Below are 23443 nucleotides of genomic sequence, written 5' to 3' on the forward strand. Positions count from 1 at the left end.
GCTCGGTGTCCTTGCTCATGAGACTAGGGTGTGGGGCTGAGATGGCCGGCGAAATCTGTGGGGCAGCCCGTGCGTGATTACCTGCTGACGCTCTGTGTCACGGCCGCAGTGACCTATCTGCTGACCGGACCGGTGCGGAAGTTCGCCATCGCGGTCGGGGCGATGCCCGCGATCCGCGCGCGTGACGTACACCGGGAACCGACACCTCGGCTCGGTGGCATCGCCATGTTCGGCGGACTGTGTGCGGGACTGATCGTCGCGGACCACCTGTTCAACCTGAACGGTGTCTTCGAACTGTCCAACGAGCCCAGGGCGCTGCTCTCCGGCGCCGCCCTGATCTGGCTGATCGGCGTCCTGGACGACAAGTTCGAGATCGACGCGCTGATCAAGCTCGGCGGGCAGATGATCGCCGCCGCCGTCATGGTCATCCAGGGTCTGACCATCCTGTGGCTGCCCATCCCCGGGATCGGCACGGTCGCGCTCACGCAGTGGCAGGGCACGCTCCTCACGGTCGCGCTGGTCGTGATCACCATCAACGCGGTCAACTTCGTCGACGGACTGGACGGTCTCGCGGCCGGCATGGTCTGCATCGCGTCCGCGGCGTTCTTCCTGTACACCTACCGGCTCTGGTACGGGTACGGGATCGAGGCCGCGGCCCCGGCCACGCTCTTCGCCGCGATCCTGATGGGCATGTGCCTCGGCTTCCTGCCGCACAACATGCACCCCGCCCGGATCTTCATGGGCGACTCCGGTTCGATGCTGATCGGCCTGGTGCTGGCCGCCGGCGCGATCTCCGTCACCGGACAGGTCGACCCGGACGCGATGAAGCTCTTCGAGGGCAGTGAGCGGCAGGCGACCCACGCGATGCTGCCGGTCTTCATCCCGCTGCTGCTGCCCCTGACGATCATCGCGATCCCGGCCGCCGACCTCGTGCTGGCCATCGTGCGGCGGACCTGGAACGGCCAGTCGCCGTTCGCGGCCGACCGCGGGCACCTGCACCACCGGCTGCTGGAGATCGGGCACTCGCACAGCAGGTCCGTGCTGATCATGTACTTCTGGTCCGCGCTGATCGCGTTCGGAGCCGTCGGCTACTCCGTGCACTCCGCGTCCCTCTGGATCGTGCTGGTGATCGTGGGCCTCAGCGCCGTGGGCCTGGTCCTGCTGCTGATGCCGCGCTTCACCCCGCGTGCCCCGCACTGGGCCGAGTCCTTCGTGCCGCCGCGCTACCGCAGGCGCCGGCAGGCGGGCCACGAGGAGTCCGCGGACGCCGTGGACGTCACCCCGCGGGGTCAACAGGGGCCCGACGGCTCGCACATGGCATCCCCGGGTCCGGACCGGCCCTCGGTGTCCGTGGGTGTCTCCGGCGTCAACGGAGCGACCGCGATCGGCCCCCGTTCGCGGTTCACAGATCGGGACCGTGCCGATTCACCGCGTTAGCGGCCATGGCACAGAAGTCCCCATACCAGACAAGACGCCGTGATGTTCTGCACACACGGGCGAAGTAACTCTCATGTGTGACAGCTGGCACACTTTCTGAGTAAAGACCTCATCAAATAGTTTGTGATACCGTTCACGAAGCCCGGTGAGGAGCCGAAGGACCTGAGTAGCACGGTCCATTGGCCCGAGGCATCGACTCGGACCGGGCCTACGCTCGTCCCTGACGACCACTGCCCACCCCCTGCAACGCGGAGTAACCGCCATGCCGTCCAACGACGTCCGGACTCTCCTCCACACCGCCGTGCCCACCGCTGCCGTCGGTGTCGTCGCCGTCGCTGTCAGCGCTGCGCTCGCCGGCGGCAAGGGGGCGATCGGCGCGGCGGTCGGAACGCTGGTGGTGATCCTCTTCATGGGGATCGGACTCGGTGTCCTGCAGCGCACGGCCAAGTCGTTGCCGCACCTGTTCCAGGCCATGGGGCTGGTGCTCTACACGGTCGAACTGCTGCTGCTCTTCGTCTTCGTGGCGGCCTTCCAGAACACGACGCTGTTCAACCCGAGGGCCTTCGCCGCGTCGCTGATCGCAGCGACGCTCGCGTGGGTCGCCGCGCAGATCCGTGTGCACATGAAGACCAAGATCCTTTACGTCGAGCCGGACTCGTCCGCGGGTAAGACGCCCGAGAACACGGGGTCTTCGACGTGAGGGGTAGGGCCGGGATAAGCGAGCGTTCGAGACCCTGCTATCGTCCGGTGCCAACTGCGGCACTGCGGGCGCGGGCATCAAAATCGGCGCCTGCTCCATCGCGAGGCGTAATGCCTGAGCCGCCCCCCATCCGTAAAACCAGTCCAGTGCCGACCAGCGGCTGCTTGCCGCGCCGACACAACGAGGTTGCCGTACCTATGCGCCACGCTGAAGGAGCCCGCGGTGAGTGCTGACCCGACGACGGTGCTCGCCTTCGAGACCGACTGCCACATCTTCGACGGATGCGGCTTCCCGGCTCCTGGCCTGCACTCCTTTGTTTTCGAGCCGATGTTCACCGTCGGCGGCATCGAGATCAACAAGCCGATGCTGCTGGCGGTCCTGAGCACCGTTGTCGTCGTCGGCTTCTTCTGGGCCGCCTTCAACAAGCCGAAGGTGGTGCCCGGAAAGCTCCAGATGGTCGCCGAGGCGGGTTACGACTTCATCCGCACCGGTGTGGTGTACGAGACGCTCGGCAAGCGCGAGGGCAAGAAGTACGTGCCCCTCATGGTCTCGCTGTTCTTCTTCATCTGGATCATGAACATCTGGGCGATCATTCCGTTCGCCCAGTTCCCGGTGGTCTCGGTCATCGGATTCCCGGTGGCGCTGGCCGCGATCGTGTACATCCTCTGGGTCAGCCTGACCTTCAAGCGGCACGGTTTCGTCGGCGGCTGGAAGAACATCTCCGGCTACGACCCGTCGATCGGCCCGGCCCTCCCGTTCGTCATGCTCATCGAGATCATGTCGAACCTGCTGATCCGGCCCTTCACGCACGCCGTGCGACTCTTCGCCAACATGTTCGCCGGTCACGTGCTGCTGCTGATCTTCACGATCGCCAGCTGGTACCTGCTGAACGGCATCGGCATCGCCTACGCCGGTGTCTCGTTCGTGATGACCATCCTGATGACCGCCTTCGAGCTGTTCATCCAGGCGCTGCAGGCCTACGTGTTCGTACTTCTGGCCTGCAACTACATCCAGGGCGCTCTCGCAGAGAACCACTGAGCAGCAGCCCGGCACCACCCCCGATAGTCGTCCGGTGGCCAACCCCCACCGGTTCTGAAAGAGAAGGAAGAAACGGCATGTCCGCTCTTGAGACCCTCGCCGCCGTCAACATCACGGGCAACCTCGGTTCCATCGGCTACGGCCTCGCCGCGATCGGCCCCGGCGTCGGCGTCGGCATCATCTTCGGTAACGGCACCCAGGCGCTGGCCCGTCAGCCCGAAGCTGCCGGCCTGATCCGCTCGAACCAGATCCTCGGCTTCGTGCTCTGTGAGGCGCTCGCCCTGATCGGTCTCGTCATGCCCTTCGTCTACCCGGTCGACTAATTCGCGGCATTCCGACTGCCCGAAGCGACGAAAGGCACTGATGTGAACGCCCTACAGCTGGCGTCCGAAGAAGAGATCCAGAACCCGCTGCTCCCGGCGCTTCCTGAGATCATCATCGGCCTCATCGCCTTCGCCATCGTCTTCGGTTTCCTCGCCAAGAAGCTCCTCCCGAACATCAACAAGGTTCTGGAAGAGCGCCGCGAGGCCATCGAAGGTGGTATCGAGAAGGCCGATGCGGCCCAGACCGAGGCCCAGAGCGTTCTTGAGCAGTACAAGGCTCAGCTCGCCGAGGCCCGCCACGAGGCCGCTCGTCTGCGCCAGGAGGCGCAGGAGCAGGGTGCCGTCATCATCCAGGAGATGAGGGCGGAAGGTCAGAGGCAGCGCGAGGAGATCATCGCCGCCGGCCACACCCAGATCGAGGCCGACCGCAAGGCCGCTGCCTCGGCGCTGCGTCAGGACGTGGGCTCCCTCGCCACCGCCCTGGCCGGCAAGCTCGTCGGCGAGTCCCTCGAGGACCACGCCCGGCAGAGCGGCACCGTCGACCGTTTCCTCGACGAGCTCGAGGCGAAGGCCGAGGCTGTCCGATGAACGGAGCGAGCCGCGAGGCGCTGGCCGCCGCACGCGAGCGCCTCGACGCACTGACCGACTCCACGTCGGTCGACGCGGCGAAGCTCGCCGAGGAGCTGGCAGGCGTCACCGCGCTGCTCCACCGCGAGGTATCGCTGCGCCGGGTCCTCACCGACCCGTCGCAGGGCGGCGAGGCCAAGGCCGAGCTGGCCGGACGGCTGCTGAGCGGTCAGGTGGGCGGCGAAGCCGTGGACCTGGTCTCCGGCATGGTCCGTTCCCGCTGGTCGCAGTCGCGTGACCTGGTGGACTCGGTCGAGGAACTGGCGAACACCGCGGATCTCACCGCGGCACAGCGCGCCGGTGCGCTCGACGACGTCGAGGACGAGCTGTTCCGGTTCGGCCGGATCGTCGGCTCCGACGTCGCGCTGCGCTCCGCACTGACCGACCGCAGGGCCACGGCCTCCGCCAAGGGCGAGCTGCTCCGCAGCCTGCTCGGCGGAAAGACGCAGCCCGTCACCGAGCGCGTGATCACGCGCCTCGTGACGCAGCCCCGAGGACGTAGCCTGGAAGCGGGACTCGAGTCCCTGTCCAGGCTCGCCGCGGAGCGCCGGGACCGCATGGTCGCCGTCGTCACCTCGGCGGTGCCGCTGTCCGATCGGCAGAAGCAGCGCCTCGGCGCCGCACTGGCGAAGATCTACGGCCGGCAGATGCACCTGAACCTGGACGTGGACCCCGAGGTCCTCGGCGGGATCTCGGTGCGCGTCGGTGACGAGGTCATCAACGGCACGATTGCGGAGCGCCTCGAAGAGGTCACCCGCAGGATGGCCGGCTGACAGCGCGCAGCGCCCACACCGCACCAACTGAACGAGCAAGAATTGCGGCCCGGTTGGGCCGTGCAGAAATTGCAGAAGATTCCTGGGGGTCGCCCCCAGACCCCTTTGAGAAACTTCGGGCCCAACAAGGAGAGCAGGGAACCCCAGATGGCGGAGCTTACGATCCGGCCGGAGGAGATCCGGGACGCGCTGGACAGCTTTGTCCAGTCGTACCAGCCGGACGCGGCCTCGCGCGAGGAGGTCGGGACGGTCAGCGTTGCCGGCGACGGCATCGCGAAGGTGGAGGGCCTGCCCTCCGCCATGGCGAACGAGCTGCTGAAGTTCGAGGACGGAACCCTCGGTCTCGCCCTCAACCTCGAGGAGCGCGAGATCGGTGCGATCGTCCTCGGCGAGTTCAGCGGAATCGAGGAGGGCCAGCCGGTGCAGCGCACCGGTGAGGTGCTCTCCGTCGGCGTCGGCGAGGGTTACCTCGGCCGCGTCGTCGACCCGCTCGGCAACCCGATCGACGGACTCGGCGAGATCGCGACCGAAGGCCGTCGCGCCCTCGAGCTGCAGGCCCCTGGCGTCATGGTCCGCAAGTCGGTGCACGAGCCGATGCAGACCGGCTACAAGGCCGTCGACGCCATGGTGCCGATCGGCCGCGGCCAGCGTCAGCTGATCATCGGTGACCGTCAGACGGGTAAGACCGCTCTGGCCGTCGACACGATCATCAACCAGCGCGACAACTGGCGCTCGGGCGACGTGAACAAGCAGGTGCGCTGCATCTACGTCGCCATCGGTCAGAAGGGCTCCACGATCGCCTCCGTGCGCGGAGCGCTCGAAGAGGCCGGCGCGCTCGAGTACACGACCATCGTCGCCGCCCCGGCGTCCGACCCGGCCGGCTTCAAGTACCTGGCGCCGTACACCGGCTCGGCCATCGGCCAGCACTGGATGTACGACGGCAAGCACGTCCTCATCATCTTCGACGACCTCTCGAAGCAGGCCGACGCCTACCGCGCCGTCTCGCTTCTGCTGCGCCGTCCGCCGGGCCGCGAGGCCTACCCGGGCGACGTCTTCTACCTGCACTCGCGTCTGCTGGAGCGCTGCGCCAAGCTCTCCGACGACATGGGCGCCGGTTCGATGACGGGCCTCCCGATCGTCGAGACCAAGGCGAACGACGTGTCGGCGTTCATCCCGACCAACGTCATCTCCATCACCGACGGCCAGTGCTTCCTGGAGTCCGACCTGTTCAACGCGGGTCAGCGTCCGGCGCTCAACGTCGGTATCTCGGTCTCCCGCGTCGGTGGCTCCGCCCAGCACAAGGCCATGAAGCAGGTCTCCGGCCGGCTTCGCGTGGACCTCGCCCAGTTCCGCGAGCTGGAGGCGTTCGCCGCCTTCGGTTCCGACCTGGACGCGGCCTCCAAGGCGTCGCTGGAGCGCGGTAAGCGCATGGTCGAGCTGCTGAAGCAGGCGCAGTACGCCCCGTTCCCGATGGAGGAGCAGGTCGTCTCCGTCTGGGCCGGCACCACGGGCAAGATGGACGACGTCCCGGTCGAGGACATCCGCCGCTTCGAGAGCGAGCTGCTCGAGTTCCTGCGCCGTGAGCGCAAGGACCTCCTGACCAGCATCGCCGAGGGCGGCAAGATGTCCGACGACACGCTGCAGTCGATCGCCGACGCGATCGCCGCCTTCAAGCAGCAGTTCGAGACCTCGGACGGCAAGCTCCTGGGCGAGGGCTGATCGATGGGCGCTCAGCTTCGCGTTTACAAGCGCCGCATCCAAGCCGTCACCGCGACCAAGAAGATCACCAAGGCGATGGAGATGATCGCCGCCTCGCGCATCGTCAAGGCGCAGCGCAAGGTGGCGGCGTCGATGCCGTACGCGACCGAGCTCACCCGCGCGGTGACCGCGGTGGCGACCGGCTCGAACACCAAGCACCCGCTCACCACCGAGACCGAGGCTCCGGCCCGGGCGGCGGTCCTGCTCCTCACGAGCGACCGCGGTCTGGCCGGCGGCTACTCCTCCAACGCCATCAAGGCGGCGGAGCGGCTGCGTGAGCGGCTGGCGGCCGAGGGCAAGGAGGTCGACACCTACATCGTCGGCCGCAAGGGTGTCGCGTACTACGGCTTCCGTGAGCGCAAGGTCTCGGAGTCGTGGACCGGCTTCACCGACAGCCCCGAGTACTCGGACGCCAAGAAGATCGCCGAGCCCCTCATCGCGTCCATCCAGAAGGACACGGCCGAGGGCGGCGTCGACGAGCTGCACATCGTCTTCACGGAATTCGTGTCGATGATGACGCAGAACGCGGTCGACGGGCGGATGCTGCCGCTGTCGCTCGACAAGACAGAGGAGGAGAGCACCGAGAAGGGTGAGATCCTCCCGCTGTTCGAGTTCGAGCCGTCGGCGGAGGACGTCCTCGACGCCCTTCTGCCCCGCTACGTCGAGAGCCGTATCTACAACGCGCTGCTGCAGGCCGCCGCTTCCGAGCACGCCGCCCGCCGCCGCGCGATGAAGTCGGCGACCGACAACGCCGGGGATCTGATCAAGAGCCTCTCCCGGCTTGCCAACGCGGCCCGCCAGGCCGAAATCACCCAGGAAATCAGCGAGATCGTCGGCGGTGCAGGTGCGCTGGCCGACGCGTCCGCGGGGAGTGACAAGTAATGACGACGACAGTTGAGACGGCCGCTGCCACGGGCCGCGTCGCCCGGGTCATCGGCCCGGTCGTCGACGTGGAGTTCCCCGTCGACGCGATGCCGGAGATCTACAACGCCCTGCACATCGAGGTCGACGACCCGGCCGAGGCCGGCGCTCGTAAGACGCTGACCCTGGAAGTCGCCCAGCACCTGGGTGACGGCATGGTCCGCGCGATCTCGATGCAGCCCACCGACGGCGTGGTCCGCCAGGCCCCGGTGACCAACACGGGTACGGGTATCACCGTCCCGGTCGGTGACATCACCAAGGGCAAGGTGTTCAACACCCTCGGTCAGATCCTGAACGAGCCGGAGGCCGAGGCGCAGATCACCGAGCGCTGGCCGATCCACCGCAAGGCCCCGGCCTTCGACCAGCTCGAGTCGAAGACCGAGATGTTCGAGACCGGCCTGAAGGTCGTCGACCTGCTGACCCCGTACGTCAAGGGCGGCAAGATCGGTCTGTTCGGTGGTGCGGGCGTCGGCAAGACGGTCCTCATCCAGGAAATGATCATGCGTGTGGCGAAGCTGCACGACGGTGTGTCGGTGTTCGCCGGTGTCGGTGAGCGCACCCGTGAGGGCAACGACCTCATCGACGAGATGACCGACTCGGGCGTCCTGGAGAAGACCGCGCTGGTCTTCGGCCAGATGGACGAGCCGCCGGGCACCCGTCTGCGGGTCGCGCTGTCCGCCCTGACCATGGCGGAGTACTTCCGCGATGTGCAGAAGCAGGACGTGCTGCTCTTCATCGACAACATCTTCCGCTTCACGCAGGCCGGTTCCGAGGTCTCCACGCTGCTCGGCCGCATGCCGTCCGCAGTGGGTTACCAGCCGACCCTGGCCGACGAGATGGGTGTGCTCCAGGAGCGCATCACCTCGACGCGTGGTCACTCGATCACCTCGATGCAGGCGATCTACGTCCCCGCGGACGACCTGACCGACCCGGCCCCGGCCACCACGTTCGCCCACCTCGACGCGACGACGGTTCTCTCCCGTCCGATCTCCGAGAAGGGCATCTACCCGGCCGTGGACCCGCTGGACTCCACGTCCCGCATCCTGGACCCGCGCTACATCGCGCAGGACCACTACGACACGGCCAGCCGCGTCAAGGGGATCCTGCAGAAGTACAAGGACCTCCAGGACATCATCGCGATCCTCGGCATCGACGAGCTGGGCGAGGAGGACAAGCTCGTTGTCCACCGTGCCCGTCGCGTCGAGCGCTTCCTGTCGCAGAACACCCACGCCGCCAAGCAGTTCACCGGCCTGGACGGTTCGGACGTCCCGCTCGACGAGTCGATCGCCGCGTTCAACGCGATCTGTGACGGGGAGTACGACCACTTCCCCGAGCAGGCGTTCTTCATGTGCGGTGGCATCGAGGACCTCAAGTCCAACGCCAAGGAGCTCGGCGTCTCCTGAGCCTCCGGCTCACCGAGGGGGGTGGGTGTGTCCCGCCCCCCTCACCACGCCCCGTAGAATTGACCCAACACCCGGCACGACCGCCGGGTGGTGACCCGAGGAGCCACCCTTGGCTGCTGAGCTGCATGTCGAGCTGGTCGCCGCGGACCGCAGTGTCTGGTCCGGCGAGGCCACCCTCGTTGTCGCACGTACCACGTCCGGCGACATCGGCGTCATGCCCGGTCACCAGCCGCTCCTGGGTGTGCTGGAATCGGGCCCCGTGACGATCCGTACGAGCGACGGCGGGACCGTTGTCGCCGCTGTGCACGGCGGTTTCATCTCGTTCGCGGACAACAAGCTCTCGCTGCTGGCGGAGATCGCCGAGCTGGCGGACGAGATCGACGTCCAGCGCGCCGAGCGTGCGCTGGAGCGTGCGAAGTCGGACACGGATGCGGGCGCCGAGCGCCGCGCGGACGTGCGACTGCGTGCGGTGGCGGCGCACTGAGCGTCCCCACGAGGAGTTTTTAACTCAGCCGCGGCCCGAGCTGGAGAGATCCAGACCGTGTCGCGGCTGAGGCAATGCAGGTGCAGTCCGGTTCGGCACGGTTCGGTATCCGTTACTCGACGATGCGAGGAGGTCGGTGGAGATGGTCCTCGCGTTGTGGGTGGGCGGTCTGGTCGTCGTACTGGTCGCGGTGGGTCTGTTCGTCTTCGGCCTCCGCAGGCGGCTGATCCAGCGTTCCGGCGGTACCTTCGACTGCAGCCTGCGGTGGGACGTCTCCGAGGAGCCGGATCCCTCCGGCAAGGGCTGGGTGTACGGGGTCGCCCGCTACAGCGGTGACCGCGTCGACTGGTTCCGTGTCTTCTCCTACTCGCCCCGCCCGCGCCGCGGCCTGGAGCGCTCCGCCATCGAGGTCGTCGCACGCCGGCTGCCCGAGGGCGAGGAGGAGCTGGCGCTGCTCTCCGACTCCGTCGTGCTCGGCTGTCTCCACAGGGGGACCCGCCTGGAGCTGGCGATGAGCGAGGACGCCCTGACCGGCTTCCTCGCCTGGCTGGAGGCGGCACCGCCCGGCCAGAGGGTCAACGTGGCCTAGAGGCGGGTGTACCGCCCGATGGGCCCCGTCCCGGACTCCGGTCCCGGACGGGGCCCATCGTCGTGGAGGCCGTCGGTTGCGGACGGGGCGCGTCGTACGGCCGTTCAGCTGCGCAGGGAGGTACCGGCCCCGGCGGTGCGGCCCGGCCGGGGCGGGCATGCGAAAACCGGGGAGACAGGGGGCGGTCCTGTCTCCCCGGCGCATTGTCCGGAGCTGGTGGTGCCTCGTGGGGGGTGGCGCGCCGAGGCGGTTCCGGAGCTAGTTGAGGCCGTTGTCCATCGCGGTCACGAGCTCGCCGTTCGCGGTGTCACCGCTGAACTCCCAGAAGAACGCCCCGCCCAGGCCCTGGCTGTTCGCCCAGGCCATCTTGGAGGTGATCGTCGCCGGGGTGTCGTAGCTCCACCAGTTGGTGCCGCAGTGGGCGTAGGCGGTGCCGGCGATCGTGCCGGTGGGCGGGCAGGTGTTCTTGAGGACCTTGTAGTCCTCGTTGCCCGCCTCGTACGTCCCCGGGGCCGCGCCGGTCGCCGTGCCGCCGGGGGCGGACTGGGTCACGCCGGTCCAACCGCGGCCGTAGAAGCCGATGCCGAGGAGCAGCTTCGACGCCGGGACGCCCTGGGCCTTCAGCTTGGCGATCGCCGCGGCGGAGTTGAAGCCCTCCTGCGGGATGCCGGAGTACGAGGTCAGCGGCGAGTGCGGAGCCGTCGGGCCCTTCGGCGCGAAGGCACCGAAGAAGTCGTACGTCATCACGTTGTACCAGTTCATGGACTGCGCGGCTCCGGCGTAGTCGGCCGCGTCGATCTTGCCGCCCGTCGAGCCGTCCGCGGTGATCGCCGCGGTGACCAGGTTGCCGGTGCCGAACTTCGACCGCAGTGCGGAGGCGACGTTCTTCAGTGCCGCCGGGCCGCTGGTGTCACAGGTGAGACCGCAGGCGTTGGGGTACTCCCAGTCGATGTCGATGCCGTCGAAGACATCGGCCCAGCGCGGGTCCTCGACCAGGTCGTAGCAGGACTGGGCGAAGGCCGCCGGGTTCTGGGCCGCCTGCGGGAAGCCGCCGGACCAGGTCCAGCCGCCGAAGGACCAGAGGACCTTGATGTGGGGGTACTTGGCCTTCAGCTTGCGCAGCTGGTTGAAGTTGCCGCGCAGCGGCTGGTCCCACGTGTCGGCGACGCCGTCCACCGACTGGTCGGCGGTGTAGGCCTTGTCGTAGTCGGCGTAGGAGTCACCGATGGTGCACTTGCCGTTCTGGACGTTGCCGAAGGCGTAGTTGATGTGCGTGATCTTCGCTGCGGAGCCGGAGGTCACGAGGTTCTTGACGTGGTAGTTGCGTCCGTAGACGCCCCACTCGGTGAAGTAGCCGAGGTTGATCTTGTCGCCGGTGCCCGGGTTGCCCGGGTCGGTGGTCCCGGTGGTGCGCACGGCCACCGAGCCGCTGACCGGACCGGTCTGGTCGGCGGTGTCGCGGGCCTGCACCGTGTAGGAGTAGTCGGTGCCCTTGGTGAGGCCGCTGTCCGTGTACGTCGTCGTGGTGACCGTGGCGACCTTGGTGCCGTCGCGCAGGACGTCGTAGTTCTTGATGCCCTTGTCGTCCGTGGCGGCGCTCCAGCTGAGCTTCGCCGAGGTGTCCGTCACATTGCTCGCGGTGGGGGTGCCGGGCTTGGACGGGGCGGTGTCACCGGGGACGGTGGGGCCGCCGTCACAGGAGGCGCCGTTCAGCTTGCAGCCGGAGGGGGAGCCGGTGCCCGTGCCGTTGAAGCCGAAGCTGATGCTGGCGCCCGGGGCGACCGTCCCGTTCCAGCTGAGGTTCTTGGCGGTCCAGTGGGTTCCGGAGCTGGTGACGGAGGCGTCCCAGGCGGAGCCGACCGCGGTGCCGGAGGGGAAGTCCCACTCGACGGTCCAGGAGGCGAGGGAGGTGGTGCCGGTGTTCTTGACCGTCCACTGGCCCTCGAAGCCGGTGCCCCAGTCGGACTTCTTGGTGTAGGTGGCGGTCGCGGAGGTGGCGGCCTCGGCGGGGGAGGCCAGGCCGACCATCGCGGCGAGGGGGAGCAGCAGTGCGGTGAGGCCCGCGACCGCCTTCGACCTGGTGGCTGTGCCGGCGCCGCGCTTCCATCTGAGGCGGGTGAGGCGTACGGGATTGTCAGTGCTCAACGGTGCTCCTCGGGTGAGGTCCGGCAAACGGGGATGGTCCGTAACCTGCAGACCCTGCGTCGCCCTGAGCCCGCTTTGTCATGGCGTACTCACCGCAGCGTGTCCGGTGAGATTAGGAAGGTCTGGACCAATCGTCAAGAGGTCCAGACCAAAGATCTGTGCCGGAGTTCAGAGTCCCAACTCCTGCGCAAGAACCGCCGCTTGGACCCTGCTGCGCAGCTCCAGCTTCCCGAGCAGCCTGCTGACGTGCGTCTTCACCGTCGCCTCGGCCATCGAGAGCCGTACCGCGATCTCCGCGTTGGACAGCCCCAGACCGAGACAGCCCAGCACCTCGCGCTCCCGGCGGGTCAGGCTGTCGAGCGCCTCGGGGCCGCGTCCGCCCGTCCCGCGCGCGGAGGAGGTGGCGGCGAACTCCTGGATCAGCCGACGTGTCACCGCGGAGGCGATCAGGCCCTCGCCGCGCGCCACCGTCCGTACCCCCTCGATCAGGTCCTTGGCGTCGGCGTTCTTCAGCAGGAAACCCGACGCGCCCGCGCGCAGCGCGCCGAAGACGTACTCGTCCAGATCGAAGGTCGTCAGGACCAGCACGTCCGCCAGCCGCTCCGCCACGACCTGCCGCGTCGCGGAGACACCGTCGAGCCGGGGCATCTGCACGTCCATCAGCACCAGATCCGGCCGCAGCTCACGGGCCAGGCGCACCGCCTCCTCCCCGTCGGCGGCCTCGCCCACGACCTCGATGTCCCGCGCACTGCCCAGGATCAGCACCAGTCCCGCGCGGACGGCCGACTGGTCCTCCGCGACCAGCACCCGGATCGTCATGTCCCGTACGTCCTTTCCTCGACGGGCAGTTCGGCCCGCACCAACCAGATCCTCACACCGTCCGGCCGGGCCCCAGGACCCGCCCCGATCGTCCCGCCGAGCAGCGCCACCCGCTCCCGCATCCCCACCAGGCCGGCGCCCGAACCAGGTGCGCGCGGTCCCGGGCGGTCACCCAGCACACTGCTCACCTCGACGGCGAGCACCTCGCGCGTCCGCCTCAGCCGGACGTTCACCGCGCCCGGCGCCGCGTGCTTCAGCGCGTTGGTCAGCGACTCCTGGACGATGCGGTACGCCGCCAGCTCCACCGGTGCCGGCAGCGGCCCGGTCTCCTCACGGCCGTCGTCCAGGGTGACGGTGAGGCCGCTGGAGGCGGAGTTCGCGCCCGCCTGTCCGACGAGGGCGTCCAGGGCCGCGAGGGTGGGCGCCGCGCTCGGGGGCCCGTCCGCTCCGCTCTCCCGCAGGATCCCGATCAGCCGCCGCATCTCGGCCAGCCCGTCGACACTGTTCCGCCGGATCACCCCGAGGGCGTCGCGCGAGGTGCCCGGGTCGTCGATCGAGAGCGCCGCCGTGGAGTGGATGGCGATCGCGGAGAGGTGGTTGGCGACCATGTCGTGCAGCTCGCGCGCCATGCGTGACCGCTCGGCGGTCACCGCCTGGACCCGGTCCATCTCGGCCAGCAGCACGGTCTGGTCGGCGCGCAGCCGGGCGGCCACGGCGGCCTCGCGGTGGTTGCGCACACTGGCGCCGGTGAGCGCGGGCCCGAAGGAGACCATGCCCGTGACGATGCCGATGAGCAGGGCGTCCGAGGACGGGATCCAGGCGATGAAGCCGGCCGTCACGGCCACCGTGACGAGCAGGGTCGTCACCGGGATGCGGCGTGCGGCGGCCGGGGTCCCGTACAGCACGGCGGCGTAGACGAGGTCGGTGAACATCAGCAGGGTCGCCAGGCTGCCCACGGTGAACTGGTCGGCGATCAGGGCGAGGGTGCCGGTGACCAGGGCGGTCTGCGGGGCGCTGCGCCGCATCAGCTCCAGCGCCGACATCACCGCGAGCGGGAGCAGCGAGGCCCAGGGGGCGTCGAGGAGCCGCCCGTTCTGGATGTGGATGCCGACGCCCCAGAGGAGCAGTCCGCCGGACAGCCCGACGGACGCGAGGATCACGTCGTCGCGGTGGGGGCGCGCGAGGGAGAACACCCTCCCATCCAACACGGCGCCGTGCCGCCCGGCGTCCCCGTGCGGGGTGAGGCCCGGCTACATCGAAGGATGCAGTCACGGTTCGTCACTGCCGACGACGAATCGGCGCCGTACGGAGGGGAGTCTGGAGGGGACCGGAAGGAGAAGGACCGTGATCGTCACACTGATCGTGCTCTGCGAGGTCGGCTTCTGGGTCCTGCTGGCCGCCGGACTCGCCCTGCGGTACGTCGCGAAGAAGCCCCGGCTGGGCGCGGCCGTGCTGCTGTGCGAGCCCCTGCTGGAGGTCGTGCTGCTGGTGGTGACGGCCATCGACCTGAAGAACGGCGCCGCGCCGGACTGGAAGCACGGGCTGGCGGCCGTCTACATCGGCTTCACCGTGGGACTCGGCCACTCGACCATCAGGTGGGTCGACGCGAGGGTCTCCCACCGCTTCGCGGGCGGCCCGCCGCCGGTGAAACCCCCGAAGTACGGGATGGCGCGGGCCGTCCACGAGTGGCGCACCGCGGCCCGGTGGGTCCTGGCGGCCGTGACCGCCATGGCCCTGCTCCAGGCGGCGGTCTGGTACGTCGGCGGGGACGGGGACATCGGCTCCCTGCGGATGTGGCAGCAGAAGATGCTCTGGGTGATCGGGATCAACCTGGTCATCGCCGGCGGCTACACGCTCTTCCCCAAGCAGGAGCCCAGGGGCCGGGTCGGGGCGGGCCGCTGATCAGCGCTCGCCGCCCGGCACCCACAGCACGTCGCCGACCTCCTTGTTCGCCGTCCTGGCGAGGATGAACAGGAGGTCGGAGAGGCGGTTGAGGTAGGTCGCCGTGAGGGCGTTCATCACGTCGCCGTGCACCTCCAGCGCAGCCCAGGTGGACCGTTCGGCACGGCGGACGACCGTGCAGGCCTGGTGCAGCAGGGCCGCCCCCGGGGTTCCGCCCGGAAGGATGAAGCTGCGGAGCTTCTCCAGCTCCTCCAGGAAGGTGTCGCAGTCCGCCTCCAGCTTGTCGATGTACGACTGCTCCACCCGCAGCGGCGGGTACTCCGGGTTCTCCACCACTGGTGTGGACAGGTCCGCGCCCACGTCGAACAGGTCGTTCTGGACACGGACGAGGACCTTCACGACGTCCTCGGGGAGGTTCCCCAGCGCGACGGCCGTGCCGATGACGGCGTTGGCCTCGTTGGCGTCGGCGTAGGCCGAGATCCGCAGATCGGTCTTGGCGGTCCGGCTCATGTCGCCGAGGGCGGTGGTGCCCTTGTCGCCGGTACGGGTGTAGATGCGCGTCAGATTGACCATGGGGCCAGCGTAGTTACGCTCCGGCCCTGCGGAAGACACGCGTGCCGGCCGTCACAGCGAGGGCGGCGAACGCGAGGGCCACCAGGACCCCGTACAGCATGTGCGCCGTGGCGTACGAGCCGACGTACGCGTCCCGCACCGCGTCCACCAGGTAGCGGAGCGGCGTGAAGTGCGACAGCACGTCCAGCCAGGCGGGGCCGAGCGTCATCGGCAGCATCAGGCCGGAGAGCAGCATGGCCGGCATGGTGAGCGAGTTGATCACCGGCCCGAACTCCTGAGGCGTACGCACCTTCATGGCGAGGGCGTACGACAGCGAGGCCAGCGAGACGGTCAGCAGGCCTACGAACGCGAAGCCGATGAGCACCCCGGCCAGCGGTGCGCGCAATCCCATGACCAGGGCCGCGAGCACGAACAGCACGGCCTGGAACATGAACAGCAGGGCGTCCCGCAGGACCCGCCCCAGCAGGAGGGCCAGGCGGCTGACGGGGGTCACGCGCATGCGCTCGACGACCCCCGTCGACTTCTCGATGATGATCGAGAAGCCCGCGAACGAAGCTCCGAAGAGGCCCAGTTGGAGCAGCAGCCCGGGCACCAGGACCTGCCAGGAGTCACCGGTGGAGCCGAGCGGGAGACGCGTGAGGAGCGGGCCGAAGAAGAGCAGGTGGAGCAGCGGCATCAGGATCCCGAAGAAGATCTGGAACCGGGAGCGCAGGGTCTGCCGGACGTACCGGGCGAAGATCAGCGAGGTGTCGTGGATCAGCATGGGGGTCCTATACGGCGACGGGGGCGGCCTCGGCGGCGGCCGGGGTGCGCCCGGTGATCGCGAGGAAGGTCTCGTGGAGCGAGGCGTCGGGGGAGCCGGCGTGTTCGGTCTTCAGCGCGGCGGGCGCGCCATCGGCGACGACCAGGCCGCCGTCGACGACGACCAGCCGGTCCGCGAGGGCGTCGGCCTCGTCGAGGTAGTGGGTGGTGAGCACGACCGTCGTCCCGAAGTCGTCCCGCAGCCCGCGGACCAGGTCCCACAGGTCCTCCCGGCTGCCCGGGTCGAGTCCGGTGGTCGGCTCGTCGAGGAAGAGCACGGCCGGCCGGTGGGTGAGGCCCATGGCGATGTCGAGGCGCCGCCGCTGGCCGCCGGAGAGCGCGGCCGTCCTGCGGTCGAGCAGCTCGCCGAGGCCCAGGTGCGCGGCGAGTCCGTCCGCCCGCGCGACGGCGTCCGCCTTGCTCAGCCGGTACAGCCGCCCCTGCGTGACGAGCTCCTCCCGCACGGTGACGTGCGGATCCACCCCGCCCGACTGGGCGACGTAACCGCACTTCGCGCGGACGCCCGCCGGGTCCCCGGTCAGGTCGCAGCCGGCCACGGTGGCCGCGCCGCCGGTGGGGGCCAGCAGCGTGGTGAGCATCCGCAGCGTGGTGGTCTTGCCCGCGCCGTTGGGTCCGAGGAGGCCGACGATCTCGCCGGGCATGACGGTCAGGTCGACCGAGCGCACGGCGTGGACGGGCCCCGCCTTGGTCGTGAAGGTCCGGGCGAGCCCGGCGGTGCTGATGATTGGCATGGCGACCACAAAAACAGAGTCACTTAAAAATTGCAATGCCTCCAAAATTTCACGAACCCCACCGCTTGCGTACGATGGCCCCATGGCTGAGGGGCTCAGGGAGCGGAAGAAGCGTCAGACCCGGCAGCATCTGTCGGACGTGGCCACCGGGCTCTTCGTGGAGCGGGGCTTCGACGCGGTCACGATCGCCGAGATCGCCCAGGCCGCGGACGTCTCGGTGAACACGGTGTACAACTACTTCCCGGCCAAGGAGGACCTCTTCCTCGACCGCGGCAGCGGCATCGTCGACCGGCTCTCGCGCTACGTCCGGGGCCGCGACGCGGGGGAGTCCGCAGCCGACGCCGTGCTGCGTGAGCTGCGCGTCCAGGTGGAGGGCGTCTCGCCCACGGTCGGCCTCATGGAGGGGTACGCGGCCTTCATGAGGGTCATCGAGGGCGCCGACGGCCTCAAGGCCCGCCTCTGGCACATCCAGCAGGAGGCCCAGCTCCACCTGGAGGCGACCATGCGGGAGCAGTCCGGAGCGGAACCGGGCGACCCGGCTCCGGAACTGGTGGCCGGTCAGCTCTCCTGGGTGCACAGCACCCTGATGGCGTACATCGGCGGCGAGATGGTGGCGGGCCGCAGGCCGGACGAGGTCTCCCGCGACGCGCTCGCCCTGCTCGACGGCGTGGAGGACCTCCTCGGCGAGAAGGTGCTCAACTACGCGCGACGCGCCGCCGCGTGACACCGGACGGTGTGATGTCCGTCATGTGAGACGTGACGCGCATCTCTTCGCGGCCTCAGCGCCCCTCACGGGTATTAATCTCCGCCGGAGAGCATGCGAACTACCGAGAATGCATAGGGGTGCGAATCGTGGCCAGGAAGCTCGCCGTCATCGGCGCCGGACTCATGGGGTCCGGTATCGCGCAGGTCTCCGCCCAGGCGGGCTGGGACGTCGTGCTGCGCGATGTCACCGACGAGGCCCTGGCCCGCGGGCGCGGCGGTATCGAGGCCAGTTACGGCAAGTTCGTCTCCAAGGGCAAGCTGGAGGCGTCCGACGCCGAGGCAGCGCTCGCCCGGATCACCACGACCACTGACCTGGACGCCGTGGCCGACGCGGATGTCGTCGTCGAGGCCGTCTTCGAGAAGCTCGAGGTCAAGCACGAGATCTTCCGTGCGCTCGACAAGGTCGTACGGAAGGACGCCGTCCTCGCCTCCAACACCTCCGCCATCCCGATCACCAAGATCGCGGCCGTGACGGAGCGCCCGGAGCGGGTCGTCGGCGTGCACTTCTTCTCACCGGTCCCCATGATGCAGCTCTGCGAGCTGGTGCGCGGCTACAAGACCAGCGACGAAACCCTCGCCACGGCGCGGGAGTTCGCCGAGTCCGTGGGCAAGACCTGCATCGTCGTCAACCGCGACGTCGCGGGCTTTGTCACCACCCGCCTGATCTCGGCGCTGGTCGTCGAGGCGGCCAAGCTGTACGAGTCGGGCGTCGCCTCCGCCGAGGACATCGACACGGCCTGCAAGCTGGGCTTCGGCCACGCCATGGGCCCGCTCGCCACGGCCGACATGACCGGGGTGGACATCCTCCTGCACGCCACGAGCAACATCTACACCGAGTCCCAGGACGAGAAGTTCGCCGCCCCGGAGCTGATGCGCCGGATGGTCGATGCAGGTGACATCGGCCGCAAGAGCGGGCAGGGCTTCTACACCTACTGATCACGACCGGGTCCCCGGGCTGCCCGATCTGCCGTCGGGCGGACCGGGGAAACCGGGATCCGGCGCCGCCAGGCGCACGGATCCGGCGGGCGGCACCGGAGCTCCTTCACCCCTCGGGGTGAATTCGGTATCGGTTCGCTTACAGACGGCAACTTCCCTGTCGCCGCGGCAGTCAGTTGTGGCAGAGGAAGAAAGAGAAACAGACAGACCGACCTTGCTACGGGGTACTCCAGGGGAGCGCATATGCACATCAGGGGCGACCACGCCGAGCTGGTCGTCGGGGGCCGCCTCGACGTCCGAAGCGCGGCGGACGCCCGTACGGTTCTGCATTCGGCCGTCGACGACGGAGCCGGCGACCTCGTGCTGAACCTGACCGAGCTGGACTCCTGGGACGCCACCGGCCTGGGCGTCATCATGGGCGCGCACCGCAGAGCCGGCCGGGCCGGCCGGCGGCTGGTGCTGCGCGGTGTGCCGCCGCAGATGCAGCGCCTGCTGGTGGCCACACGCCTTCACAGGATCCTGGCCATCGAGGGCGGGATCGCCGCGGACTCCCTGCCACGCGTCTGAGGGCGGCCGGCGGCCATACACGCACAATCCTCACGAGAATGTGATGTCGCGGGCGGCGCGGCCCCCCGCCGGTTCGTAGATACTGTGCGAAGGTTTAGGGTTCGGCCGTCTGCCGATCGACGAGGACCCACTGGCGGACACCGGACCGGAAGCGACAGCGGAGTGTGCGAGGCCGGAGGGGGCAATTGCGCGCTGCGCGTCTGGGGGGCTTTGACGATGGACCCGTCCAACCAGGGACCGGAAGAGTACGGTCATGGCACCGACCGGTCCGGTGACGACAGCGGGCGCCGACGGCAGTCCCGCGACCCGCTGACGCCCGACTTCGGGCACCAGACACCACAGCAGTCGCGCACCGTGCAGCTGATATCGGGCGACTTCCTGCTCACCGTCAACCCGGTCGACGGCAGTGAGATCGAGCCCTGCAGGCCGGGGGAGCGCCCCGACGCCCCCGTCCGGCACACCGCCGCCCAGCGCGTGGAGCGCGAGCGCGCCGCCGCACCGCCCGTCCCCGCGGGGCCACCCGCCCCGCAGACGCCCCTCCTCGAGCGCCAGGACGAGCGTGAGCGGCTGGTACGGCTGCTGGCGCGAGGGCGTTCGGTGTGCCTCACCGGTCCTGCGGGGTCCGGCCGCACGGCCCTCCTGGACGCCGTCGCCGGCGACTGCGCGGACCTGGCCCCGGACGGGGTCCTGCGGCTCTCCGGGTACAAGCGGACCGCCACCGAGCTGCTGTACGCGCTGTTCGAGGCCGTCTACCGCGCCCCGCTGTACCGCCCGGACCGCGAAGGGCTGCTCACCCTCGTCCACGGGATCGGCGCCGTGGTCCTCGTCGACGACCTGGAGCTCGGCGGCGCCGCGCTCCAGGAACTGCTCGACGCCACCCCCGAGTGCGCGTTCCTCCTCGCCACGACCCCGGACGTGCCGGCCGCCGAGGCCGACCTCGAGGAGGTCGTCCTCGCCGGCCTCGGCCGCAGCGCCTCGATCGAGCTCATGGAACACGTCGTGGAGCGCACGCTCACCGACGAGGAGGCGAACTGGGCGGGAGACCTCTGGTTCGAGTCCGAAGGGCTGCCGCTGCGCTTCGTCCAGGCCGGCGCCCTGCTGCGCCAGCGCGACGACCGGCGCGCCGGCCAGGAGGCGGTCGACGGATACGACGACGACCCCGCCGACGCCCCGTTCGGCAGGGCGGAGCCGGCCGACCTCGCGCTGCCCTCCCTCGGCGAGGGCGCGGCTCCCGCCGCCCTGCTCGCCTCCCGGCTGAGCGAGGCCGCACGGGAGACCCTGCGCTTCGCCGTGGCGCTCGGCGGCGAGGTGCCGCACCAGGCGCACCTGCCGGCCCTCGTGGGAGACACCCACGCCGATGCCGCACTGGGCGAGCTGGCCGGCAGCGGTCTGCTCTCCCCGGCGGGCCCCCGCTACCGGCTGGCGGCCGGGGTCCTGACCCAGCTGGAGGCGAGCGGATACGGCGAGAGCGCGGACGCCCACGCCCGCAGCGCAGCCCAGCACTTCGCCTGGTGGGCGGGGCACCCCTCCGTCACCCCGGAACGCGCGGTCGCGGAGGCGGACGCCGTCCTCGCCTCGATGACGCGCCTCGTCCCCGGCGAGGCCCCCGGACAGGCCAGTGTGGCCGTCCTGCTGGCCCGCAGCGCCGCTCCGGCCTTCGCCGCGGGCATGCAGTGGGGCGCCTGGGAGAAGAGCCTGAGGACCGGCCAGGAGGCCGCGCGGATCGCCGGCGAGGTGGCGGAAGAGGCCTACTTCCACCACGAGCTGGGTGTCCTCGCGCTCTGCACCGGCCACCTGGACCGGGCCAGGGCCGAGCTGGAGGCCTCCATCGGCATGCGCGGGGCGCTCGCCGACAAGTCCGGCGCAGTGGCCGGGCGCCGGGCTCTGGCGCTCGTCGCGGACCGCTCGGGCGAACCGGTGCACGGCACTCCTGCGGGCGAGGAGGTGCCGGCCCCGCGTCACGACGAGTCGGCCTCGCCCCCCGGCGGCATCCCGGCGGCCGCACCGCTCTTCCCCCGGCGGACCGAGACGTCGGCGACCCTGATCGCCCGTCAGGGACCTCCGCGGGCGGGTGCGCCCGGCGGGCGTGCGGGGGTGCTCCGGGGCGCCCGGCGCAATCTCGTCGCCGTGGGCGCGGGTGCGCTGCTGGCGGCGGTGCTCGGCACGGTGGTGACCCTGGGCGCCACCTCGGGCAGCGGCGAGGAACCGGAGGGGCAGAACGTCACGACCGAGCAGTCGGCGAGCGAGGACGACGGCGAGAGCGGCCTCTCGGCGGACGAGCCGACCGACGACCCGGCCGGCGGCGAGGGCACGGCAGGCGGAGACGCCGAGTCACCCGGTCCGTCCGGCACCACCGGTCCGTCCACGAGCGGCACGCCGTCCCCGGGCACCTCGGGCCCCGGCACGAGCCCGTCGGGAACCCCGTCGAGCGCCGGCCCGAGCGACCGGCCCACGGACAACAGCCCTTCGGCGACGAAGAAGCCCACGAAGACGCCGACCACCACGCCGACGAAGCCCCCGACCACCGATCCGACCACGCCCACCACCGAGCCGACTCCCACGGAGACGCCCTCGACCGAGACCCCGACGGAGCCGGAGACGTCCAACTCCGCGAGCGGCCCGGCGGAGACCGCCACCGCGTCGGCGTCGCAGGACGGACCCGCCTCACCCACGACGGCCTGAACGCACGAACGCCGTACGGGCCCGGAATCCGGGCCCGTACGGCGTTACGGAGGCGGCAGCCCCCGGCAGGGTCAGAACAGGCGCAGCTTGTCGTCCTCGATGCCGCGCATCGCGTTGTAGTCGAGGACCAGGCACCCGATCCCGCGGTCCGTCGCCAGCACCCGCGCCTGCGGCTTGATCTCCTGCGCCGCGAACACGCCCCGCACCGGCGCCAGATGCGGGTCGCGGTTGAGCAGCTCCAGGTAACGGGTCAGCTGCTCCACGCCGTCGATGTCGCCCCGACGCTTCAGCTCCACGGCCACCGTCGCACCGTCCGCGTCCCGGCACAGGATGTCGACCGGGCCGATCGCGGTCGGGTACTCACGGCGGATCAGGGTGTAGCCCTCGCCGATCGTCTCGATGCGGTCGGCGAGCAGCTCCTGGAGGTGCGCCTCCACGCCGTCCTTGATCAGCCCCGGGTCGACACCGAGCTCGTGGGACGAGTCGTGGAGGATCTCCTCCATCGTGATGATCAGTTTCTCGCCCGCCTTGTTCACCACGGTCCAGACGCCCTCGTTGTCGTCGGCGCCCTCCTTCAGGGTGCACGGCGGGGACATCCAGTTGAGAGGTTTGTACGCCCGGTCGTCGGCGTGGATCGAGACGCTGCCGTCCGCCTTGACCAGGATCAGACGGGGGGCGGAGGGCAGGTGGGCGGTGAGCCGGCCCGCATAGTCGACGGAGCAACGGGCGATGACGAGACGCATGGTCGGCAACGCTACTCGACGACCCGTGGTCCACGCGATTCCCGGCCCCCTCACGCGCCACAGCCCTTGACGCGTGCCCATCGGGCTTGCCCCTCTTTGCGACCGTTCGTTATTGGCCGGTTGTGTTCCCAATCTCCTGGTGCGGCCCGGACTGCGCCCTTACCGTGGAAGCAGGAGGTCGCCGTCTGTGTACGCAGCGTCGCCGTCCTGCCCTGCCCGTAAGGCCCCGGCCACCCGTCGGGGCCGCGAGAGGAGAACCCATGTCGCTCGACGTCTCACCGGCGCTGTTGGAACAGGCCGAGCGAGGCGAGGTCGACGAAGCCGACTTCGTCGACTGCGTCCGGACCTCCCTGCCCTACGCATGGGAGATGATCAGCTCCCTGGTGGCCCAGCTGAAGGTCGACGGCGGACAGTTCGCCGACAACCAGACGCCCCCGCCGGACGAGCAGGCACGTGGTCAGCTGCTGCGTGCGCTCGCGAGTGATGCGATACGCGGCGCGCTGCAGCGGCACTTCGGAGTGCGCCTGGCATTCCAGAACTGCCACCGCGTCGCGGTGTTCCCGCTGGACGCCTCGGTCGACGAGAGGCTGGCCCGATTCACCTCGGTGAGGGGCCAGTTGCTCAACCAGTCGCCCGAACTACGGGACTGCTGAACGCTTCTGCTGCCGCTCCGGGCCGCGGGAGGTGCAACTGGCTCCGGGGCGG

General features: G+C 69.7%; 24 protein-coding genes. 17 read left to right on the forward strand and 7 right to left on the reverse strand.

Going from position 1 to position 23443, the window contains the following annotated elements; genetic code table 11:
* Positions 1–57: 57 nt before the first annotated feature.
* From ACFUNE_RS07265 to ACFUNE_RS07315, 11 genes are all read left to right on the forward strand, one after another.
* Positions 58–1437 carry an MraY family glycosyltransferase gene (locus tag ACFUNE_RS07265; protein ID WP_383563471.1) on the forward strand — a complete coding sequence of 460 codons (1380 nt, stop codon included), beginning with the start codon at positions 58–60 and terminating at the stop codon, positions 1435–1437.
* Between the two features lie 262 nt (positions 1438–1699).
* The gene (locus ACFUNE_RS07270; RefSeq protein ID WP_383563474.1) at positions 1700–2137 is read left to right on the forward strand and encodes a hypothetical protein; all 438 of its coding nucleotides are present in this window, start codon (positions 1700–1702) and stop codon (positions 2135–2137) included.
* 222 nt (positions 2138–2359) lie between these two features.
* Entirely contained in the window at positions 2360–3175 is an 816-nt protein-coding gene (atpB, locus tag ACFUNE_RS07275; RefSeq protein WP_383563477.1) for a F0F1 ATP synthase subunit A, read from the forward strand.
* 77 nt (positions 3176–3252) lie between these two features.
* On the forward strand, positions 3253–3498 hold the full coding sequence (gene atpE, locus ACFUNE_RS07280) for an ATP synthase F0 subunit C (RefSeq protein WP_014048348.1): 246 nt from the start codon (positions 3253–3255) through the stop codon (positions 3496–3498).
* A 42-nt stretch (positions 3499–3540) separates the two neighbouring features.
* The gene (locus tag ACFUNE_RS07285; RefSeq protein WP_383563481.1) at positions 3541–4086 is read left to right on the forward strand and encodes a F0F1 ATP synthase subunit B; all 546 of its coding nucleotides are present in this window, start codon (positions 3541–3543) and stop codon (positions 4084–4086) included.
* The gene (locus ACFUNE_RS07290) at positions 4083–4898 is read left to right on the forward strand and encodes a F0F1 ATP synthase subunit delta (protein WP_383563484.1); all 816 of its coding nucleotides are present in this window, start codon (positions 4083–4085) and stop codon (positions 4896–4898) included. The genes ACFUNE_RS07285 and ACFUNE_RS07290 overlap by 4 nt, the downstream gene beginning before the upstream one ends.
* A gap of 147 nt (positions 4899–5045) precedes the next feature.
* Positions 5046–6617, forward strand: coding sequence for a F0F1 ATP synthase subunit alpha (atpA, locus tag ACFUNE_RS07295; protein ID WP_383563487.1), 1572 nt, complete (start codon positions 5046–5048; stop codon positions 6615–6617).
* A gap of 3 nt (positions 6618–6620) precedes the next feature.
* On the forward strand, positions 6621–7538 hold the full coding sequence (locus tag ACFUNE_RS07300) for a F0F1 ATP synthase subunit gamma (RefSeq protein ID WP_383563490.1): 918 nt from the start codon (positions 6621–6623) through the stop codon (positions 7536–7538).
* Positions 7538–8980, forward strand: a complete 1443-nt coding sequence (atpD, locus tag ACFUNE_RS07305; protein WP_383563493.1) for a F0F1 ATP synthase subunit beta — start codon at positions 7538–7540, stop codon at positions 8978–8980. The genes ACFUNE_RS07300 and atpD overlap by 1 nt, the downstream gene beginning before the upstream one ends.
* A 109-nt stretch (positions 8981–9089) precedes the next feature.
* The gene (locus ACFUNE_RS07310) at positions 9090–9464 is read left to right on the forward strand and encodes a F0F1 ATP synthase subunit epsilon (protein ID WP_014154046.1); all 375 of its coding nucleotides are present in this window, start codon (positions 9090–9092) and stop codon (positions 9462–9464) included.
* A gap of 142 nt (positions 9465–9606) precedes the next feature.
* Positions 9607–10053 (forward strand): DUF2550 domain-containing protein, encoded by a 447-nt coding sequence (locus ACFUNE_RS07315; RefSeq protein WP_014154045.1) that lies wholly within the window; start codon positions 9607–9609, stop codon positions 10051–10053.
* Between the two features lie 258 nt (positions 10054–10311).
* Here ACFUNE_RS07315 and ACFUNE_RS07320 read toward each other — a convergent pair whose 3' ends face one another.
* From ACFUNE_RS07320 to ACFUNE_RS07330, 3 genes are all read right to left on the reverse strand, one after another.
* Complete coding sequence (locus ACFUNE_RS07320; RefSeq protein ID WP_383563497.1) at positions 10312–12198, reverse strand: glycosyl hydrolase family 18 protein; 1887 nt, start codon at positions 12196–12198, stop codon at positions 10312–10314.
* A gap of 168 nt (positions 12199–12366) precedes the next feature.
* On the reverse strand, positions 12367–13017 hold the full coding sequence (locus ACFUNE_RS07325) for a response regulator (RefSeq protein WP_383563500.1): 651 nt from the start codon (positions 13015–13017) through the stop codon (positions 12367–12369).
* Positions 13014–14210: a sensor histidine kinase gene (locus ACFUNE_RS07330; protein ID WP_383563504.1), complete on the reverse strand. Its 1197-nt coding sequence runs from the start codon at positions 14208–14210 to the stop codon at positions 13014–13016. The genes ACFUNE_RS07325 and ACFUNE_RS07330 overlap by 4 nt, the downstream gene beginning before the upstream one ends.
* A gap of 151 nt (positions 14211–14361) precedes the next feature.
* On the opposite strand from ACFUNE_RS07330, the gene ACFUNE_RS07335 reads away from it, so the two are divergent.
* The gene (locus tag ACFUNE_RS07335; RefSeq protein WP_383563507.1) at positions 14362–14919 is read left to right on the forward strand and encodes a hypothetical protein; all 558 of its coding nucleotides are present in this window, start codon (positions 14362–14364) and stop codon (positions 14917–14919) included.
* Here ACFUNE_RS07335 and ACFUNE_RS07340 read toward each other — a convergent pair whose 3' ends face one another.
* From ACFUNE_RS07340 to ACFUNE_RS07350, 3 genes are read right to left on the reverse strand one after another with little or no spacing between them, the layout of a single operon-like run.
* Positions 14920–15492, reverse strand: coding sequence for a cob(I)yrinic acid a,c-diamide adenosyltransferase (locus ACFUNE_RS07340; protein ID WP_383563510.1), 573 nt, complete (start codon positions 15490–15492; stop codon positions 14920–14922). It lies immediately after the preceding gene.
* 13 nt (positions 15493–15505) lie between these two features.
* The gene (locus ACFUNE_RS07345; protein ID WP_383563513.1) at positions 15506–16255 is read right to left on the reverse strand and encodes an ABC transporter permease; all 750 of its coding nucleotides are present in this window, start codon (positions 16253–16255) and stop codon (positions 15506–15508) included.
* A gap of 7 nt (positions 16256–16262) precedes the next feature.
* Entirely contained in the window at positions 16263–17045 is a 783-nt protein-coding gene (locus ACFUNE_RS07350) for an ABC transporter ATP-binding protein (RefSeq protein WP_383563516.1), read from the reverse strand.
* 82 nt (positions 17046–17127) lie between these two features.
* Between ACFUNE_RS07350 and ACFUNE_RS07355 the strand changes: the two genes are divergently transcribed.
* The 4 genes from ACFUNE_RS07355 to ACFUNE_RS07370 all read left to right on the forward strand — a co-directional run bounded on the left by ACFUNE_RS07355 (position 17128) and on the right by ACFUNE_RS07370 (position 21995).
* A complete protein-coding gene (locus tag ACFUNE_RS07355; protein WP_383563519.1) occupies positions 17128–17769 on the forward strand; it encodes a TetR/AcrR family transcriptional regulator in 642 nt (213 codons plus the stop codon).
* A 128-nt stretch (positions 17770–17897) separates the two neighbouring features.
* On the forward strand, positions 17898–18746 hold the full coding sequence (locus tag ACFUNE_RS07360) for a 3-hydroxyacyl-CoA dehydrogenase family protein (RefSeq protein ID WP_383563522.1): 849 nt from the start codon (positions 17898–17900) through the stop codon (positions 18744–18746).
* A 243-nt stretch (positions 18747–18989) separates the two neighbouring features.
* The gene (locus ACFUNE_RS07365; RefSeq protein WP_073745281.1) at positions 18990–19313 is read left to right on the forward strand and encodes an STAS domain-containing protein; all 324 of its coding nucleotides are present in this window, start codon (positions 18990–18992) and stop codon (positions 19311–19313) included.
* A 216-nt stretch (positions 19314–19529) separates the two neighbouring features.
* Positions 19530–21995, forward strand: coding sequence for an ATP-binding protein (locus ACFUNE_RS07370; protein ID WP_383563525.1), 2466 nt, complete (start codon positions 19530–19532; stop codon positions 21993–21995).
* 71 nt (positions 21996–22066) lie between these two features.
* Here ACFUNE_RS07370 and nucS read toward each other — a convergent pair whose 3' ends face one another.
* A complete protein-coding gene (gene nucS / locus ACFUNE_RS07375; protein WP_383563528.1) occupies positions 22067–22738 on the reverse strand; it encodes an endonuclease NucS in 672 nt (223 codons plus the stop codon).
* A 260-nt stretch (positions 22739–22998) separates the two neighbouring features.
* Here nucS and ACFUNE_RS07380 point away from each other — a divergent pair, with 260 nt between their 5' ends.
* On the forward strand, positions 22999–23391 hold the full coding sequence (locus ACFUNE_RS07380) for an SCO5389 family protein (RefSeq protein WP_014154035.1): 393 nt from the start codon (positions 22999–23001) through the stop codon (positions 23389–23391).
* The last annotated feature ends 52 nt before the right edge of the window (positions 23392–23443 follow it).

Source organism: Streptomyces sp. NPDC057287, assembly GCF_042667905.1.
Lineage (GTDB): Bacteria > Actinomycetota > Actinomycetes > Streptomycetales > Streptomycetaceae > Streptomyces.

Bases quoted from the DNA above. Each gene is read 5' to 3' on its own strand.
- ACFUNE_RS07270 (WP_383563474.1), top strand. From the start codon at position 1,700: ATGCCGTCCAACGACGTCCGGACTCTCCTCCACACCGCCGTGCCCACC.
- atpE (WP_014048348.1), top strand. From the start codon at position 3,253: ATGTCCGCTCTTGAGACCCTCGCCGCCGTCAACATCACGGGCAACCTC.
- ACFUNE_RS07290 (WP_383563484.1), top strand. From the start codon at position 4,083: ATGAACGGAGCGAGCCGCGAGGCGCTGGCCGCCGCACGCGAGCGCCTC.
- atpA (WP_383563487.1), top strand. From the start codon at position 5,046: ATGGCGGAGCTTACGATCCGGCCGGAGGAGATCCGGGACGCGCTGGAC.
- ACFUNE_RS07300 (WP_383563490.1), top strand. From the start codon at position 6,621: ATGGGCGCTCAGCTTCGCGTTTACAAGCGCCGCATCCAAGCCGTCACC.
- atpD (WP_383563493.1), top strand. From the start codon at position 7,538: ATGACGACGACAGTTGAGACGGCCGCTGCCACGGGCCGCGTCGCCCGG.
- ACFUNE_RS07315 (WP_014154045.1), top strand. From the start codon at position 9,607: ATGGTCCTCGCGTTGTGGGTGGGCGGTCTGGTCGTCGTACTGGTCGCG.
- ACFUNE_RS07325 (WP_383563500.1), bottom strand. From the start codon at position 13,017: ATGACGATCCGGGTGCTGGTCGCGGAGGACCAGTCGGCCGTCCGCGCG.
- ACFUNE_RS07340 (WP_383563510.1), bottom strand. From the start codon at position 15,492: ATGGTCAATCTGACGCGCATCTACACCCGTACCGGCGACAAGGGCACC.
- ACFUNE_RS07345 (WP_383563513.1), bottom strand. From the start codon at position 16,255: ATGCTGATCCACGACACCTCGCTGATCTTCGCCCGGTACGTCCGGCAG.
- ACFUNE_RS07350 (WP_383563516.1), bottom strand. From the start codon at position 17,045: ATGCCAATCATCAGCACCGCCGGGCTCGCCCGGACCTTCACGACCAAG.
- ACFUNE_RS07355 (WP_383563519.1), top strand. From the start codon at position 17,128: ATGGCTGAGGGGCTCAGGGAGCGGAAGAAGCGTCAGACCCGGCAGCAT.
- ACFUNE_RS07365 (WP_073745281.1), top strand. From the start codon at position 18,990: ATGCACATCAGGGGCGACCACGCCGAGCTGGTCGTCGGGGGCCGCCTC.
- ACFUNE_RS07370 (WP_383563525.1), top strand. From the start codon at position 19,530: ATGGACCCGTCCAACCAGGGACCGGAAGAGTACGGTCATGGCACCGAC.
- nucS (WP_383563528.1), bottom strand. From the start codon at position 22,738: ATGCGTCTCGTCATCGCCCGTTGCTCCGTCGACTATGCGGGCCGGCTC.
- ACFUNE_RS07380 (WP_014154035.1), top strand. From the start codon at position 22,999: ATGTCGCTCGACGTCTCACCGGCGCTGTTGGAACAGGCCGAGCGAGGC.